The sequence below is a fragment of the Bradyrhizobium elkanii WSM2783 genome, from assembly GCF_000472865.1.
GTDB classification, from domain to species: domain Bacteria; phylum Pseudomonadota; class Alphaproteobacteria; order Rhizobiales; family Xanthobacteraceae; genus Bradyrhizobium; species Bradyrhizobium elkanii_A.
The window spans coordinates 37204-53962 of record NZ_AXAP01000016.1 but is presented as its reverse complement, the minus strand read 5'-3'; the positions used below and the strand labels follow the sequence as shown (position 1 = coordinate 53962).

At 64.2% G+C, this 16759-nt stretch carries 13 protein-coding genes; 3 read left to right on the top strand and 10 right to left on the bottom strand.

What is annotated here, in order from left to right:
• Nucleotides 1-46 precede the first annotated feature (46 nt).
• Nucleotides 47-247, top strand: coding sequence for a hypothetical protein (locus YY7_RS58110; RefSeq protein ID WP_080663725.1), 201 nt, complete (start codon nucleotides 47-49; stop codon nucleotides 245-247).
• An 81-nt stretch (nucleotides 248-328) separates the two neighbouring features.
• Complete coding sequence (locus YY7_RS51840; RefSeq protein ID WP_080663724.1) at nucleotides 329-1657, top strand: OpgC domain-containing protein; 1329 nt, start codon at nucleotides 329-331, stop codon at nucleotides 1655-1657.
• 262 nt (nucleotides 1658-1919) lie between these two features.
• Here the strand turns inward: YY7_RS51840 and YY7_RS0116685 are convergent, their stop codons facing one another.
• Nucleotides 1920-3077 (bottom strand): acyl-CoA dehydrogenase family protein, encoded by a 1158-nt coding sequence (locus YY7_RS0116685; protein WP_028164243.1) that lies wholly within the window; start codon nucleotides 3075-3077, stop codon nucleotides 1920-1922.
• A 258-nt stretch (nucleotides 3078-3335) separates the two neighbouring features.
• Here YY7_RS0116685 and YY7_RS0116680 point away from each other — a divergent pair, with 258 nt between their 5' ends.
• Nucleotides 3336-3989 carry a winged helix-turn-helix transcriptional regulator gene (locus YY7_RS0116680; protein ID WP_051396749.1) on the top strand — a complete coding sequence of 218 codons (654 nt, stop codon included), beginning with the start codon at nucleotides 3336-3338 and terminating at the stop codon, nucleotides 3987-3989.
• A 2-nt stretch (nucleotides 3990-3991) separates the two neighbouring features.
• Here the strand turns inward: YY7_RS0116680 and YY7_RS0116675 are convergent, their stop codons facing one another.
• From YY7_RS0116675 to cobT, 9 genes are all read right to left on the bottom strand, one after another.
• Complete coding sequence (locus YY7_RS0116675; protein ID WP_028164241.1) at nucleotides 3992-4954, bottom strand: alpha/beta hydrolase; 963 nt, start codon at nucleotides 4952-4954, stop codon at nucleotides 3992-3994.
• A 242-nt stretch (nucleotides 4955-5196) separates the two neighbouring features.
• The gene (locus tag YY7_RS0116670; RefSeq protein ID WP_028164240.1) at nucleotides 5197-8616 is read right to left on the bottom strand and encodes an acyl-[ACP]--phospholipid O-acyltransferase; all 3420 of its coding nucleotides are present in this window, start codon (nucleotides 8614-8616) and stop codon (nucleotides 5197-5199) included.
• 288 nt (nucleotides 8617-8904) lie between these two features.
• Complete coding sequence (locus YY7_RS0116665; RefSeq protein WP_155255214.1) at nucleotides 8905-9225, bottom strand: hypothetical protein; 321 nt, start codon at nucleotides 9223-9225, stop codon at nucleotides 8905-8907.
• Nucleotides 9226-9338: 113 nt separating this feature from the next.
• Nucleotides 9339-9758: a hypothetical protein gene (locus YY7_RS0116660; RefSeq protein WP_028164238.1), complete on the bottom strand. Its 420-nt coding sequence runs from the start codon at nucleotides 9756-9758 to the stop codon at nucleotides 9339-9341.
• Nucleotides 9759-10040: 282 nt separating this feature from the next.
• Nucleotides 10041-11141 (bottom strand): LLM class flavin-dependent oxidoreductase, encoded by a 1101-nt coding sequence (locus YY7_RS0116655; protein WP_028164237.1) that lies wholly within the window; start codon nucleotides 11139-11141, stop codon nucleotides 10041-10043.
• Nucleotides 11142-11290: 149 nt separating this feature from the next.
• A complete protein-coding gene (locus YY7_RS0116650) occupies nucleotides 11291-12403 on the bottom strand; it encodes an NADH:flavin oxidoreductase/NADH oxidase (protein WP_028164236.1) in 1113 nt (370 codons plus the stop codon).
• A 72-nt stretch (nucleotides 12404-12475) separates the two neighbouring features.
• Nucleotides 12476-13432: a Bug family tripartite tricarboxylate transporter substrate binding protein gene (locus YY7_RS0116645; protein WP_035690340.1), complete on the bottom strand. Its 957-nt coding sequence runs from the start codon at nucleotides 13430-13432 to the stop codon at nucleotides 12476-12478.
• 91 nt (nucleotides 13433-13523) lie between these two features.
• Nucleotides 13524-14612, bottom strand: coding sequence for an esterase-like activity of phytase family protein (locus YY7_RS0116640; protein WP_028164234.1), 1089 nt, complete (start codon nucleotides 14610-14612; stop codon nucleotides 13524-13526).
• Nucleotides 14613-14720: 108 nt separating this feature from the next.
• A complete protein-coding gene (cobT, locus tag YY7_RS0116635; RefSeq protein WP_028164233.1) occupies nucleotides 14721-16619 on the bottom strand; it encodes a cobaltochelatase subunit CobT in 1899 nt (632 codons plus the stop codon).
• Nucleotides 16620-16759 lie beyond the last annotated feature (140 nt).

Genomic DNA, 16759 nt, shown 5'->3' with positions numbered 1-16759 from the left:
GAAATGCGTGGGATGTCGACGGTGATGATCAAGCGAGGATTCGATCATGTCCATCATATTAGACCTGCTTTACCGCGAATATTGCCGCGCCCGCCTCGCCGAAATGCGGCAGCAGCTTCTGATCCCGGCTGCGAGCGACGAAGTCCGGAAAGCGAATTGGGACGCCGGCGATCGTGCCGGCCCTGGTGATCGGGTTAGCGGTGGGGACGGCGGACCCGCCACGGAAGAAGCCCAAGCCATCCGATAGCCGGGCCTCGTAACCGCATCGGCTGTCTCGTCGACCTGTGTCCCACCGAGAGCGCGCCCGCACGCTGGACAGGGTAACCAAATGCATGATCGAACTCACATCTCGAAGCGATCGGCTGACGAGTCGCCGCCGGAACTCGAGGGGTTTGGCCGCGACCTGCGGATCGATGCCTGCCGCGGCATCGCACTATGGTGCATTTTTCTTGACCATGTTCCCGGCAACATCGGAAGTTGGCTGACACTGCGGCACTACGGCTTCAGCGATGCCGCGGAAGTATTCATGTTCATGTCGGGCGTCACCTGTGCGCTGGCTTACGGAAGGGCACGTCAGCGCGAGGGCTGGAGCGGCGTGCTCGGCCGTTCGCTGCGGCGAGGATGGGACATATATGCTGCATCTTTGCTCCTCACGCTCGCTTGCGTCATCATGGTTTACCTTGCAGGCCGCGACCATCTTGCTGACGAGACCAATACGCGCATCCTGTTGGAGCATCCGGGCGCGGCGCTCGCGCATGCTGCGATCCTGCAATACCGTCCCGTCAACACCGACATCTTGCCGGTTTTCGTGATTTATCACGTCTTGTTCGCGCCGCTTCTGTGGCTGTTGTTGCGGGTACCGAACGTGACGCTTGGCGCCTCGGTGTTGCTTTATGGGCTCGTGCGCGTCTTCGGCTGGACCGTTCCCGCTTGGCCGCACAACGTCTGGTTCTTCAATCCACTCGCCTGGCAGCTTCTGCTTGTGCTTGGCGCCTGGTGGGTCATCGAGGGAAACAGATTTCGGCCGTGGGTGACCTCGCGCGCGGCGCTGGTCCTGGCCGTTCTTTATCTGGTTTTCAGCCTGGTTATCGCATTGAGCTCGCGCGTGACGTCGCTGGAACCGCTGGTCCCGCAGACCCTGACGAATCTGCTTTTCCCAATCGACAAATCGAATCTCAGTCCATTTCGACTGCTCCATTTTCTTGCTGTTGCGGTTTTGGCCGTATGGTTTGTGCCTCACAATTGGCGAGGGCTGGCGACGCCGGTGATGCGCGGCGCGATACGCTGTGGCGCGAACTCGCTTCCAATCTACTGCCTCGGCGTTCTGCTGGCGTTCGCCAGCCACGTGGCGCTGCTCGACATCTCGGATGGGCTGTCGATGCAGATCGCGGTCAGCCTTGGCGGAATCCTGGTGATGATCGTCGCCGCGATCCTGCTGAGCTCGATCAGGATCAAAACCTGGAGGCAGCCGCAGCCGACCGAGCCCCCTCCCGCCGACCCAAGGTTGCGCGCCGCGGCGAAGTCTTGGCGTAGCCGGGTCCCGGGACCCATAACCACCAGCGTTTGCAGTCTGCTCCGCCGCAACCGCTCGCTCGCGCCACAACGATCAGCTGTGGTTATGGGTCCCCGCTTTCGCGGGGACGACAGCGGAGTGTGACTCGTGCCTACCCTGAGGTTCGTTCCTCAAGAGGGTGAAACGGCCGCAAGCCTCGGGCGCCTTTCGCCGCGAGAACGCCGGCGCGCATCCCCTCGGTTCTTTGACATCAGAAGCGAAAACGTCGCGCCGGCATGGGCCGTCGTCATCATGTGCTCGGCAAGCGCGGCGGCAATCCATTCGACGCCGGCGGCGGCGTGAAGGACCGCCTGCCTCGCAACAACGAACGCCGCGCGACCGCGGGTCATCTTCATCAGCGCGGTGCTCAATATACCCGGTCGACCGGCAAACCGAGCGCCATCGATCCCGCATATTGCGCCTGCGGGCCCGATTGCAACGGATGGTAGCGCGCCGCCTGGATGTCGCGGAAGCGCCGCTCCAGCCCCGTTGCGCGATAGAAGCCTGCGCCGCCGGCGAGCTCCATCGCATATTCGACCGCCGCGATCGCATGCCGCGCGACGAGCTGGCGGCCCATCATCACCTGATTGACGGTCGCAGCCGACGGCGCATTGAGCCTGACAGCAGCCAGCATCCATTCCCGCGCGAGCCGCGCCGCCACGAGCTCGGTATCCATGCGGCCGGCGAGCTGGATCGCATGCTGGTCCGGCGTCTTGCGCTTCGCGGTCGCGATTGCAATGTCGCGCGCGCTCTCGGCAACGCCGAGATAGACCGAGTAGATCAGCGGGAACGCGGTGGTCGCGATGATCTGGAACAGCGGATGCCATTCGCCGGCCTTGCGCTTTGCTGCGACCGCCGCTTCCGGCACGATGTGGCCATCGATCACGACATCGTTGGAGCCGGTGCCGCGCATGCCGAGCGTACGCCAATTGTCGAGCACCTTCACATGCGGCGAGTTCATGGGCACGCCGAAATGCAGCACCGTCGCCGGCTCGCCTTCGCTCTCCAGCACCGCGCTTGTCATCAAGAGGTCGCCGGCGGGAGAGCCGGACGAGAACACCTTGCGCGCAGTGATGCGATAGCCGCCGTCGACCTTCTCGGCCCGGCCGGAGCCGCCGATCCAGTCCGAGCCGCCGCTCGACAACAGGATGATGCGCTCATTGGCGATGCGCCGGAGCAACGGCTCCGCGGGAGCCGCCTTCTGCACCTTCCAGCGCCAGGCGGGGACCGCGACCTGGTGGGTGTGCATGGAGAAAGCGAGCGCGGTCGAGCCACTGTAATGGGCCAGCGTGCGCAGCATCTCGGCGAGTTCGTCGACATCGGCGCCGCCGCCGCCAAGCTCGGCCGGCACGCCGGCTTCAACGAGGCCTGCCGCCTTCAGGTCCGCGAAATCCTCGGCGACGAACCTGTCCTCGTTCGTCTCTTGCTCGGCGCGCCGCGCGAAAATCGGGCCGAGCTCCTCTGCGATCTCGACCGCGCTGCGCGATTTTGACGCATCGAAACTGTGTGCTGCGTTGCTGCTCATGACACTCTCCATCGTTGAGAATATCCACCGTGGGAGAGCCTAATTCCGCCGCAAAGGGCGCTCCAGTTCAGGAACTGTACTGCGACGCCGTGTCCATCGATGAGGTCTCTACAGCGTCCGGAATGCTTACATTTTTCGCGGCATCTTCCGGCCTGGTGCCGGTTCCGCGCTAGCATATCTGTACTACCGCATTTCAGGAGGAGCCGATTGCCTGACAGGACCGAGCGCGGAAGCTATGGGCAGTTTTGCCCGGTCGCGATGGCAGCCGAGATCGTCTGCAATCGCTGGACCGTGCTGGTGCTGCGCGAATTGCTCTGCGGCACGACGCGCTTCAACGACCTCCGGCGCGGCGTGCCGCGGATGTCACCCTCGCTGCTGTCGAAGCGGCTGAAGGAGCTGGAGGTGGCCGGGCTGATCAGCGTGACGCCATCGGGCCAGTCGGGCGTGATGGATTATCGGCCGACGCAGGCCGGCGAGGATTTGCGGGAGGTGATCATGTCGCTCGGCTTCTGGGCCCAGCGCTGGGTCGAGTCCTCGCTGTCGCTGAAGAACCTCGATCCCTCACTTTTGATGTGGGACATGCGGCGGAACCTGCGCCCCGAGCCGCTGCCGCGGCGCCGCTGCACCATCAACTTCATCTATCCGGAGCTGTCGGGCGAGCGCAAATCCTGGTGGCTCGTGATCGACGGCGTCACCGTCGACCTCTGCCTGACCGATCCCGGCTACGAGGTCGATCTCTATGTGACCTGCCCGCTGCGAACGATGACCGCGGTATGGATGGGGATCGCCACGCTCGAGCGCGAGGTGGCAAACGGCGGCATCGAGCTCACCGGCGACAAGGCGATCGCCCGCTCGATGCAGCAATGGCTGGGCTTGAGCCCGTTCGCCAAAGGCGTGCGCGCCGTCGGCTGACGTTACGCGCCCTTGTCGAGCAGCGCCTTGAAGTCCGCCCGCGCGCGCTGCGCCTCGGCTCGCGCGGCCTCGGAGGCGTCGACGAGGCCGAAATAGCCGTGGATCAGGCCCTGCCCGTCATGATGCGTGGTCGGCACATCGGCCTCGCGCAGCGCGTTGGCGTAGGCCATGCCCTCATCGCGTAGCGGATCGAACCAGGCGGTGGTGACGACGGCGGGTGCAACGCCCTTCAACTCCTTCGCCCGCAGCGGCGAGACCCGCCAATCCGCGCCATGTCCGCGTTCTTCGAGATAATGCCCGCAGAACCACTCCATCACCGCGCGCGACAGAAAATATCCTTCCGCGTTCTCGGCCCGCGACGGAAACCGCGCATTCTCAGCAGTGTCTGCGAAATTGCCGACGACGTCGGTGACGGGATAGACCAACAGTTGGCCGGCGAGCCTGATCCCGGCATCGCGGCAGGCGAGCGCGCTGGCGGCTGCGAGATTGCCGCCAGCGCTGTCGCCGGCGACGCCGACGCGGGCTACGTCGCCGCCGAATTCCTTGATGCGGCCGACCACGTCGCGCACCGCGGCAAAGGCATCCTCGAACGCGCCGGGGAAACGCGTCTCCGGCGGGCGGCGATAGTCGACGGAGACCACCACCGCGCGGGTTTCGATGGCGAGATTGCGCGCCTGCCGGTCATGCGTCTCGAGGTCGCCCGCGACCCAGCCGCCGCCGTGGAAGAACACGACCGTCGGTGCGGTCCCGCTGCCATTGCGATAGAGCCGCGCCGGACGCGGCCCGGCGCCGCCGGCGATGGTGATGTCCTTGACGTGCTCGACCAGCGGCGGCGGGATCTCGGCGCGCGCGGCGGCCAGCGCTCGCAGCGATTCCCGCGCGCTCTGCGGCGTCATGGTCTTAGGATCGCGCAGCGGCAGCAGCGGGATGATCTTCTCGATCACGGGATCAAGCGGGAGAGGCATCGAGTTCCTCCAAAATTCCGGCCGGCGTCGCAGAGCCGCCCGAGTGTTGTTGGTTATGAGCTTATTGGACAACAGGAACGCGGGAAGGACAACCGCCTCAGCCATCGTCATTGCGAGCCAACGGGTCGGCGCGGGGCGCCGCCCGATGACAGGCTCCGCGAAGCAATCCATGCTTCCGCGTGCGGAGAAATGGATTGCTTCGTCGCGGAGCCTGTCATCGGGCCCGCCAGAGGCGGGACCCGTTACGCCACGTCGGCCATCGGCTCTGCCGACGGCGCCGCGGTAGCGAGTTCCTTGGCAAGCGCGGTTGCCGCGACATAGTCAGTCTTGCCGGAGCCGAGCAGCGGCACTTTGTCGACGAGGCGGATGTCGGCCGGCACGGCGAGCTCGGAGGCGCCTGTCGCCTTGGCCTGGCGCTGCACCGCAGATCGCTCGGCATCGCGCTGCGTGGTCAGGAGCACGATGCGTTCGCCCTTGCGCGCATCGGGAATGGAGACCGCAACCGAGATCGCCCGCGGCCACAGCGCGGACGCCATCGCTTCCACCGCCGACAGCGACACCATTTCGCCCGCTACCTTGGCAAACCGCTTGGCGCGGCCCTTGATGGCGATGAAGCCCGCGGCATCGATGGTGACGATGTCGCCGGTGTCGTGCCAGCCATCGACGAGCTTCTCCAGCACGCCGGGGTTTTCCGCGCGCAAGTATCCGAGCATCACGTTCGGCCCTCGCACTGAGAGCCGGCCGCCCTCCTCGATGCCGGGGACCGGATCGAGGCGGTACTCCATCAGAGGCGAAAGCCGGCCCACGGTGCCGGGGCGGTTCGCCATCGGCGTGTTCATGGCAAGCACCGGCGCAGTCTCGGTGACGCCATAGCCTTCGAGGATGCGGATGCCGTAGCGCTCCATATAGACCTGCCGCGTGCGATCCTTCACCGCCTCCGCGCCCGCCAGCACCAGCCGCAGCGTGCGGAAGTCGTAAGCATGCGCCGAGCGGGCATAGCCGGTGAGGAAGGTGTCGGTGCCGAACAGGATGGTGGCGCCGGTCTGATAGATCAGTTCGGGCACGATGCGGTAATGCAGCGGCGACGGATACATGAAGATCGGAATCCCCGCGAGCAGCGGCATCATCATCCCGCCGGTGAGGCCAAACGAGTGGAACACCGGCAGCACGTTGAACACCTTGTCGTTGCCATTGGCATCGACCCGCGCCAGCGCCTGCGCCGCATTGGCCAGGATGTTGCGGTGGGAGAGCACGACGCCCTTCGGCGTCCCCTCCGAGCCCGAGGTGAACAGGATCACGGCGGGATCATCGGCCCTGCGCGCAACGCGCGGCGCGGTGCCGGCCAAGAGGCCGCGGATCTTGTCGAGCGCGTTGACGGTGGCGCGGATGTCTTCGAGATAAACGATGCGCGCTTCAGGAGCGATCGCCGCGATCAGCTTGTCGAGCTTACCCTTCTCGATGAAGGCGCGGGAGGTGAACACGGTCCTGATCTGCGACGCTTTCATCGCCGAGAGTACATTCACGGGGCCGGCGGAGAAGTTGAGCATCGCCGGCACGCGGCCGATGGTCTGCAGAGCCATGAAGACGACGGCGACGCCAGCCGAGTTCGGCAGCAGCACGCCAATATTCTCGCCGATGGCGGTGCCCTGCTCGAGCTTGCGGCTCAGCACCTGCGCGCCGAGGATGAGCTTGCGATAGGTAAGTTTCGTGCCTAGCGCATCCTCAACGACCACCTTGCCGGTGTCGCGGTCGCGATGGGCATGGGCGAGCGCCTCGAACAGCGTGTGATCGAGCATGGCGTTCTTCACCATGGCCTCGATCATGATGTCCTGCAACGCAGCGCCCGCGGCGTTACGACGGGCCTTGCCCTTCAACGACTGGTCGATCGGCAATTTGACCGGCGGCAGAATTGTGATTGTCACCTTCGGGAACCAGGAGCGCTTGATCTCACCATTCTTGAGATAGCTGAGATGCGAGCGCTGCGCGCCCTCGATCCTGACAGGAACGATCACGGCATCGGCCTTGTCGGCGATCATCGCGGTGCCGTCATAGACCTTCATCAGCGAGCCATGCACGGTCAGGCGGCCCTCGGGGAAGATCACGACAGGTTCAGCGGAGGCGACCAGCTTGATCAGATCACGCGCGCCGAGCGGCTTGGTCGGATCGACGGTGATGTGACGGACCATTTTCAGGAACGGCTTTGCCCACCACGCCTTTGCGATGCCGGTATCGACCGCGAAGCTGGCGTCGATCGGCAGCGTCGCGTGCAGCAGCGGGCCGTCGACCAGACTGACATGGTTGGGCGCGATCAGCATGCGCGTGCCCGCAGGCGGCAGGTTCTCGATGCCGCGAACCTCGACGCGGAACAGCGCACGGAACAAGAGCGCGCCGAAGTCGCGCACACCCTCCTTGCCCCACTTCTTGAGCACGAACCACACTGAACCAAAGCTTGCGACGGCAAGGCCGAAGAAGATCCAGGCGATCGAAAGCCCGGCATATTGCAGCAGCGCGACGAACAGCGATCCCACCACCATGAAGCCGGCCTGCAGGATATTGCCGGCCGCGATGATCCGGGCGCGCTCCGACGGCGCGGTCCAGGCCTGCACTGCGGCGAACGCCGGCACCACGAACAGGCCGCCGCCGATGGCGAACAGGAAGAAACCGACCAGCATATGCAGCCCACTGAGCGAGGTCGCGAACGCCGCCGCGGTCACAGCGTTGCCCGGCACGGTCGCGCCGATCGCCGCGGCGAGATCGAGGCCGACCACGCCCATGATGATGGCGCCGATCGGCACCAGCGCGAGATTGGGCTTCACATGGCTGAGCTGGGCCGCAATGAGCGAGCCGGCGGCGATGCCGATCGCGAAGGTCGCGAGGCACAGCGTGACGACGCCTTCGGTGCCTCCAACGCCTTCCTTGATCAGCGCGGGCAGCAGCGACAGCACGACCGCGCCGGCGAGCCAGAACCAGGAGACGATCACCATGCCGTCCCACAGACGCGGCTCAGCATAGAGCGACTTGAGCAGCCACACCGTGGACGTCCAGGGATTGGTGGTGATGGCGAGTTCGGGCGCGGACGGCGTGCTGGCGGGAATGCGCGCGGCGAAAGCCCAGGACAGAACGGACAGGCCGACCACGGCAAGCGAGATCCAGCCCATGTGACTCGCGCCCGCGACGAACAGGCCGCCGGCGATGGTGCCGATCAGGATTGCCAGGAAGGTTGCGCCTTCGACCAGCGCGTTGCCGGTGGCAAGCTCGCCGACCGAAAGCTGGTCGGGCAGGATTGCATACTTCACCGGACCGAACAGCGCCGCGACCGTGCCAAACAGCGCCAGCGCGGCGAACAGAAGCGGCACCGAATGCAGGAAGAAGCCGGCCGCCGCAAAGCAGGCGGCAAAGATCTCGACGAATTTCAGCCGCCTCGCGACGACCGACTTCACATACTTGTCTGCGAGCTCGCCGCCGAGCGCCGACAATACGAAGAAAGGAAAGATGAAAACTGCACCGGCAATGGTTACCAGCGACGCATTCTCGCCGGTGGTGGCGCCATAGAGCAGGATGATGACCAGCGCGTTCTTCAGGACGTTGTCGTTGAGCGCCGAAAAAAACTGCGCCCAGAACAATGGCGCGAAACGGCGCGACGACATCAACTGTTTGATCATAATCGGTTCCTGGGCAGTTCGGCCGGAAATCTTTGGCCTTGTAAAATTCGTTTTGGGGTTATCGGGGTCAGGAAAAGCGAAAGTTAAGCAGCGATGCCGTTGCTATTAGTGTTCTTGATTGCCTCGCGGTTCGACGTCGCAAGTTGCGGCATTCGGCCGACCATGCACGTCAAAGATGTAGGAGACCTTGTGCCTGGCTGTGGGGCGGCCACGTCCGCCGGCGACATGCGGAGCATGGTGATTTCTTGGTGAGGAACCCGCTCCGCAATCGAGGCGAATTGGACCGTCTCAGGTGAGTTCGCTGAGCGAACCGAACGGCCAACGCCCGCGCGGACGCTGCATTTGCCGCGCACGACGCCGCATCTGTGCTGCGAACCGGCGGCGTTCGAGCACGCCGGCAACGTCGCAGGCGTTGGCAATACGATTGATCGGCGCGGTGATGCCGCGGGCGATCGACCTGCCAAATTCCAGGACGGACTTGAGAACATCCTCGAAGAAGGTCGCGGTCAGTTGCCGGGTCAGTTGCAGGACAAGCGTTTCCATGTGAGCGGCCTCCGGATCGTTTTGAGCAACGCTCATGCATATAGCGAGAAAATGAGCAATGCTCAAGAAATTTCTTCACGAGGCCGAAAATCGAATGCCCGGTCGGCAGGAAACCGTCCGATCCATGAGGTAAGCCACTGATTTTCCTTGAAATTAATCCATCGAAGGTCCAGCTTCGACTAGCGCATGCGCGCGATCGTGCCGGCGACAATCTGCATGGCGACGCCGAACACCCATCCGATCATGACTGCAACCGTCCAGGCGACGTGCGGCTCGATGCGAAGCACGATGAGGACCACCGAGACGAAGGCGACCAGTGCCGCAAGAAAGGTCCCGAACGCGCTCAGGAATTCCGCCGCATCGATATTCCCGCGCGAGGATTCATCGCTCGGCGGCTGGAATGGCAGTGGCGGCGTGTCGATGCCGACATAGAAGCCGATTGCGCCGCAAACCATCATGAGCAGAAGAAATCCCTGCGACGTAAAGGCAGCGATGCCTGACCCGACAAGGGCCGCCACGAACAGGCCGCTCGCGGCTCCCGCCATGGCAAGGCCAAGGCGCTCGAGAACATGGGCGAACTTTCGTACGCGGGACCGCATCGTGCCGATCCCCCATGATGATGATCAGGCTACGCCTCTTTCCGATAGCGTGAAAGATACCGTTCGCATGTGGCGCTGCACATGTCCGGCGGCCCGCGTTCACCGCAAGTTGCGCTGATAGCAGCGATTAATTACCGCGATTATCGATTTTCTGCAGACTCGTCGGGTGGGCAAAGCGCAGCGTGCCCACCATCAAGCACTCCGCTCGTGATGGTGGGCACGCTTTCATCGTCACTTGTGGTGAGCTGCGGTGGGTGTAGTCGCTTTGCCCACCCTACGCCGCTACGCGGCGCGGCCGAACTCGCTGCCGAGATGCTTCAGCCGCGGCAGCACTTCCTGCTTCAACAGCTGCAGCGAGTGGTGCCAGGCTTCCGGCTTGTGCTTGTAGTCGAAGCCGAACACGAGCAACACGCCGAAGCCGCCGACCTCTTGATAGATCCTCTCGATCTTTTCGGTCACGGTCGCGGGCGAGCCGACGATCCAGTTGTGGCGGGCGCAATATTCGACGTTGACGTCGCTGTCCGGCACGTCAGGCGTCGCTTTCAGATAGTCTTTGAAGCCGAAGTGGCCGAGCAGCGGCAGAAAATACTCGCCCATCATCCGCCCCATCATGTCGCCGGTCGACAGCCGCCAGGCTTCCTCGTCGGTGTCGGCGACGAAGACTTCGCGCACCAATCGCCAATCCTGCCTGCTCGGCTTGCGGCCGGTCTTCGCTGCGCCCGCCTCCACCGAATCCCAGTGGCTGCCGACATAGGCCGGGTTGAGGTTGAGGCTCATCGGGATGAAGCCGCGCTCGCCCGCGAGCTTCAGCGTATCGGAGTTCTTGGAGAGGCCAGCGACGCCGATCGGCGGATGCGGCGCCTGCTTCGGCTTGAGGTGGGGCTTGAGGAAATCGAACATCGTGTCCGGCTTCGTCACCGTCCAGTATTTGCCCTTGTAGGTCCACGGGGCGTCGTCGCTCCAAAGCTTCAGGATGATTTCGAGCGCTTCGCGCGTCATGTCGCGGTTCTGCCCCGACATGCCGTCGACATTGAACATCGCCCAGTCGCTCGGCAGGCCGCTTGCCGCGACGCCGAAATTGAGCCGCCCATCGGAGAGATGATCGAGCATCGCGACGCGGTTCGCGAGTTCAGCCGGATGGTGATAGGGCAGCAGGAAGCCGCCGGGTCCGATGCGGATGTTCTTGGTCTGCAGCAATGCCTGCGCGACCAACAGATCCGGAGACGGATGCGGCTCCCAGGGCGCGGTGTGATGCTCACCGATCCACGCTTCCTGATAGCCGAGTTCATCCAGCCACCTGAGCACCTGCAGGTCCCAGTCGTGGCCCTCCTTCAATCCGCACTCCGGCGGATGCGAGGGCATCGCGAAATATCCTAGTTCCATGGCTTTCCTCTCGCTTGTTTTCTGGTGCGACTTTGCCGTCGCATCTCATGCACAAGCGAGAGTACCTACCTCGGTTACGGCGGAATAGTGGCTTTCGTCGTTGCAGAGCGGGATGGCCGTCTCACTTTCGCTCGCAATAACTGTGATGACTACCGCGCTCCGAACGTGGTCGCGCCGAATAGCGCTTTGTGCGTCGACGGTTGCGAGCGCCAATACTGCGGTGGTGCGTCAACCTGTCCGCCGAGTTCAGCGGCGGCATGCCAGCCCCAGCGAGGATCGTAGAGCATGCCGCGGGCGAGCGCGACCATATCGGCTTTGCCGGAAGCGACGATCTCTTCGGCCTGCTTCGCTTCCGTGATCAGCCCGACTGCCATGGTGGTGACGCCAGTTGCTTCTTTCACGGCCTGCGCGAACGGCACCTGATAGCCCGGACCCAGCGGGATCTTTTGCAATGGCGAAACGCCACCGGAGGAAACATCGATCCAGTCGACGCCGCGCTTCTTCAATTCCTTGGCGAATTCGATCGTCTGCGCGATGTCCCAGCCGCCCTCGACCCAGTCGGTCGCCGACACTCTGATGCCGACGGGCTTGCGATCCGGAAATGCGGCACGCACCGCGTCGAACACTTCAAGCGGAAAGCGCATGCGGTTTTCAAGCGAACCGCCATACTGGTCGGTGCGCTTGTTCGAGATCGGCGACAAGAACTGATGCATCAAATAGCCGTGCGCGCCATGCAGTTCGAGCGCGTCGATGCCGAGCCGGTCGGCACGCTTGGCGGCCGTCACAAAATCGTCGCGGACGCGCTTGAGCCCGGCCTCGTCCAGCGCGAGCGGCGCCGCCTCGCCTTCCTTGTGCGGCACTGCCGATGGCGCCACGGTCCGCCAGCCGCCTTCGGACAGCGGGATCAACTGCCCGCCGTCCCAGGGCCGATGGCTCGACCCCTTGCGGCCGGCATGCGCAAGCTGCATCGCGACCGCTGCTTTCGAGTGTTTGCGCACCGAGGCCAGGATCGGTTTCAGCGCGGCCTCAGTGGCGTCATTATAAAGTCCAAGGCAGCCGGGCGTGATGCGCCCGATGGCCTCCACATGCGTGGCTTCGATGCAGAACATCGCCGCGCCCGACAGCGCCAGCATGTTGATATGGGTGAAATGCCAATCATTGGCCTCGCCGTTTTCTGCCGAATATTGGCACATCGGCGATACCATGATCCGGTTGGGCAATTTCAGGCCGCGCAGCTCGATCGAGGAAAACAGGGCGCTCATGCGGGGATCCAGGGATAGGAGGGAAACTGCCTTCTTATCTAACCACGCCCCGGCCCCGCCTCAACCTGCCGGCTACTGATTGATTCCGGCGGCCTTGATCAACTGCAGGTTAGCGACGGTCTCGCTCTTGATGAAATCGTCCATCTGGGCTGGTGTCATCGGCATCGGCTCGACACCAAGTTTCTTGAGGCTTGCCTGCGTTGCCGGATCGTTCAACACCTTCATCCCTGCCGCATGAAATTTCTCGATGATCTCGCGCGGCGTTCTCGCCGGCACGAAGATCCCGAACCAGCTCATGCTGTCGGCGCCGGTCAAACCGATCTCCGACGGAGACGGCACATCGGGCAAATCGGCGGCGCGCTTCGGCGTCGACACCAACAGCGCCTTCACCTGGCCGTCGCGGATCAGGGGCAGCGCGGTCGCGAGCGGGCAGAAATAGAGATCGATGCGCCCGCCCAGGATGTCGGCAATCACTTCGGGGCCGCCGCGATAGGGCACGTGGGTGCCTTCGATGCCGGCGGCGAGGAGGAATTTTTCCGCGCTGATATGCACGGCGCTGCCGACGCCGACCGAACCAAAGGAGATCGAGCCGGGCTTCGCCTTGGCGTCGGCAATGAAATCCTGGATGGTTTTCCAGGGCCGCTCCTTCGGCACGATCATGACATTGGCACTGGAGCCGATCATCAGCACGGATGAAAGGTCTTTGGTCGCGTCGAAAGAGAGATTCGGGAAGATTGCCGGCGCAATGGTCAGCGCCGAGGAATGCGCGAGCACGTTGTAGCCGTCAGCCTCCGCCTTGGCGACGAGGCCGGTGCCGAGCGTGCCGCCAGCGCCGGCACGATTCTCGATCACGAAGGGCTGGCCGAGCTCTGCCGAGAGCCGATCGAACACCAGGCGCGGCACCACATCGGTGGCACTGCCCGCGCCGAACGGGATCGTCGCCTTGATCAGGCGCGAGGGCCAGGTCTGTGCCTGTGCAACTGCGGCAAACAAACTCGCGGCGATGAGAATGGGGAACAACTTGCGCATCATGGCTCTCGGTTTCGATTGACGCCCCAGCGTTGCAAGAACCGTTCCGTCAGAGCGGGCCAGTGTGTTTGCCAACCCCGAGACCAATCCTCTATTCCACCAGCGTGAACTGCAGCAGCAGCGTGCGCTGGATCATCGAGAAATTATCGTCGGAGATCATGGTGATCACGGTGTCGCCTTCGGCCGTGGTGTGGGCGTCGATGCCTTCCATGTTGTCGATCTCGTTGCCGAGATCGGCGTTGAAGACCGAAGGACCGTCGAGGACGGCACCCGGCATCACGGACGCAAGTGCGATGCGGCGGATACGAATGCCGACGCCGTCAACCCAGGAGAATTTGCGCTCGAGCAGCAGCAGGTCGCCGGAGGGCAGCAGCACCGCGTCACTGATGTCGAAATTGTCTGTGCGGCGAACGGAAAACTGTCCCGGCGTCTTGCCGCCGACCAGGAAGCCGGTGATGTTGCCCTGCGCATCAAGGCCGCGCTCGGAGATCGCGATCAAGGTTCCCGCCAGCGGCAGGCCTTGCGGCACCATCAGCAGCGCCTCCAGCCCCTTGTTGTTCGGGAGCCGTTTGGCGGCCGGCGGCAGCGACACCACCTCGCCGCGTGCGCGCGTGAATCCCTTGGAGAAATCGAAGCGCAGCACCTGGTTGACGCGCTCAAGCCCGACATAGACGAATGAGCCGTCCAGCGCCATTGATTCAGAATCGTACCAGCCGCGCGCGGTGATCGGCCTGCCGTCGGGGCCGAGCAGCGGCGCCGCCTCGACATCGGCAAGTCCCGTCATCTCGCGGCCTTTGTAGACGATGCGGCCGGTGAACCAGCTACCGTGGTCGCTGACGGCGATGAAGCGTTCGCCCTTGGCGTCGAGCCGCAGCGCCGACAGGCCGCCGAAGCCGCGAAAGGAGGAAGTCAGCACCAATCCGCTACGATATTCCAGCGCGCCGAACCTGACATGCGCGCGATCGCGGATGTCGAAGGACGACAGCGGCCGCGCATTGACATCGATCGAGACCGGCGCCGCCACCGTGGACTCGCTCGGCAGGATCGGCTTCGTCGGCGGCTCGAGAACGGTTTGCGCGCGCGCCGCGCATGGCAGCGCAGCAGCCGCAAGCCCCGCCGCGGCAAAGCCCAGCAAGCGGCGGCGGGAAAGATCTCCGTCCCTCATAGTGAGGAGGCGCATTTGCGCCGTCTCGAACTATGAGGCCCGGCAGCTTCCTCCTCGTCCGAGAGGCGACGCCGCTCCTCGGGATGGGGCGATCCGGTCGCGCGGCGCGTCATTTCATGATGGTCAAGAATGCAGCCGCCTGGGCCGGCGTTCTGCGGGAGCAGGACCGTGAGTTTCGCTGAAGAGTTCGGCGAGCTTCTCGGTGATGGCGCCGCCGAGTTCTTCGGCATCGACGATGGTGACGGCGCGGCGATAGTAGCGCGTGACGTCGTGGCCGATGCCGATCGCGATCAATTCGACCGGCGAGCGGGTCTCGATCTCCTCGATGATGTGGCGCAGATGCCGCTCGAGGTAGTTGCCGGGATTGACCGACAGCGTGGAATCGTCGACCGGCGCGCCGTCGGAGATCATCATCAGGATCTTGCGCTGCTCGGAACGAGCCAGCAGGCGCTTGTGCGCCCAGTCCAACGCCTCGCCGTCGATGTTCTCCTTAAGCAGGCCTTCGCGCATCATCAGGCCAAGATTCTTCCGCGCCCGCCGCCACGGCGCATCGGCTGACTTGTAGATGATGTGACGGAGATCGTTGAGCCGGCCGGGATTCGCCGGCTTGCCAGCAGCAAGCCAGGCTTCGCGGGACTGGCCGCCCTTCCAGGCGCGCGTCGTGAAGCCGAGGATCTCGACCTTGACGCCGCAGCGCTCCAGCGTGCGTGCCAGGATATCGGCGCAGGTGGCGGCGACCGTGATCGGACGGCCGCGCATCGAGCCGGAATTATCGAGCAGCAGCGTCACCACGGTGTCGCGGAAGGTCGCTTCCTTCTCGCGCATGAACGACAACGGGTGATAGGGATCGGTGACGACGCGCGACAGGCGCGCGGGATCGAGAATCCCCTCTTCGAGATCAAATTCCCAGGCGCGGTTCTGCTGCGCCATCAGGCGGCGCTGCAACCGATTGGCCAGCCGCGCGACGATGCCTTGCAGATGCGCGAGCTGCTTGTCGAGATAGGAGCGCAGGCGCTCCAGCTCGTCATGGTCGCAAAGGTCTTCGGCGGCGACGATCTCGTCGAATTTCGGTGCAAATGCGTGGTATTCGGGACCGCGCGGCTCATTGCTGCCACGCGTATTCGGCCGCGTCGCCTCGCCCGGCGTCTCATCGTCGCCGAGCTCGCCGTCGTCGAAAGTGTCGCTGGTGGACGCCTGCGCGCTTTCCATCGCACTCTCGGACATCTCTTCCGAGGTCGTCTGCGCCTGGTCGGCGCTCATCTCCTGCGCGGCATCGGAATCAGGCGAGCCTTCGGCGCCGGACTGATCGCTCTCGCCATCCGGATTTTCATCCTGGTTGTCGTCCTCGTCGGAGTCCATGTCGCGCTCGTCGCCGAGGTCGAGCGCCGACAACAGATCATGCACGAGGTCGCCGAACCTGGCCTGGTCCTCGGTGAAGCGCGCCAGTTTATCGAGCCGCGTGCCGATCTTGTCTTCCAGCAGCGGGCGCCAAAGGTCGACCATCTTGCGCGCAGCCTGAGGCGGCGCCAGTCCAGTCAGCCGCTCGCGCACCAGCATCGCCAGCGCATCCGCCAGCGGCGCATCGGCGCGGTCGGTGATCTCGTCATACTTGCCGCGGTGAAAATGATCGTCGAGCATCGCGTTGAGGTTTTTCGCAACGCCCGCCATCCGCCGCGAGCCGATCGCCTCGACGCGCGCCTGCTCGACCGCCTCGAACACGCCGCGCGCCTGCGGATTGCCCGGGATCAGCTTGCGATGCACCTTGGGATCGTGACAGGCGAGCTTCAGCGCGATGGAGTCCGCGTGTCCCCGCACGATCGCAGCGTCACGCTTGGTCAATTTGCGCGCCGGCTCCGGCAGCCGCGCCTTGCCGGGCGCAAGCCCCGGTCGCTCGGCGGCAAAGGAGACTTCGAGCTCCGGCGTTTTCGCGATCGCCTTCAGGCACGATGTCACCGCGCGCTTGAACGGCTCGGTCGGCGCTTCCTTCGTGTTGCGGAATTTGCTGTTGGATGATGCGGTCATCTCGCTCTCACCGTCGTCCGCGCGAAAGCGGGGACCCATAACCACAGGAAGAAATCATTGAGCGCGGAGGAAGCCCCAATCTTCGCAACGACTGCATCCTGGGGTTATGGGTCCCGGATCGCGCTTCGCTTGTCCGGGAC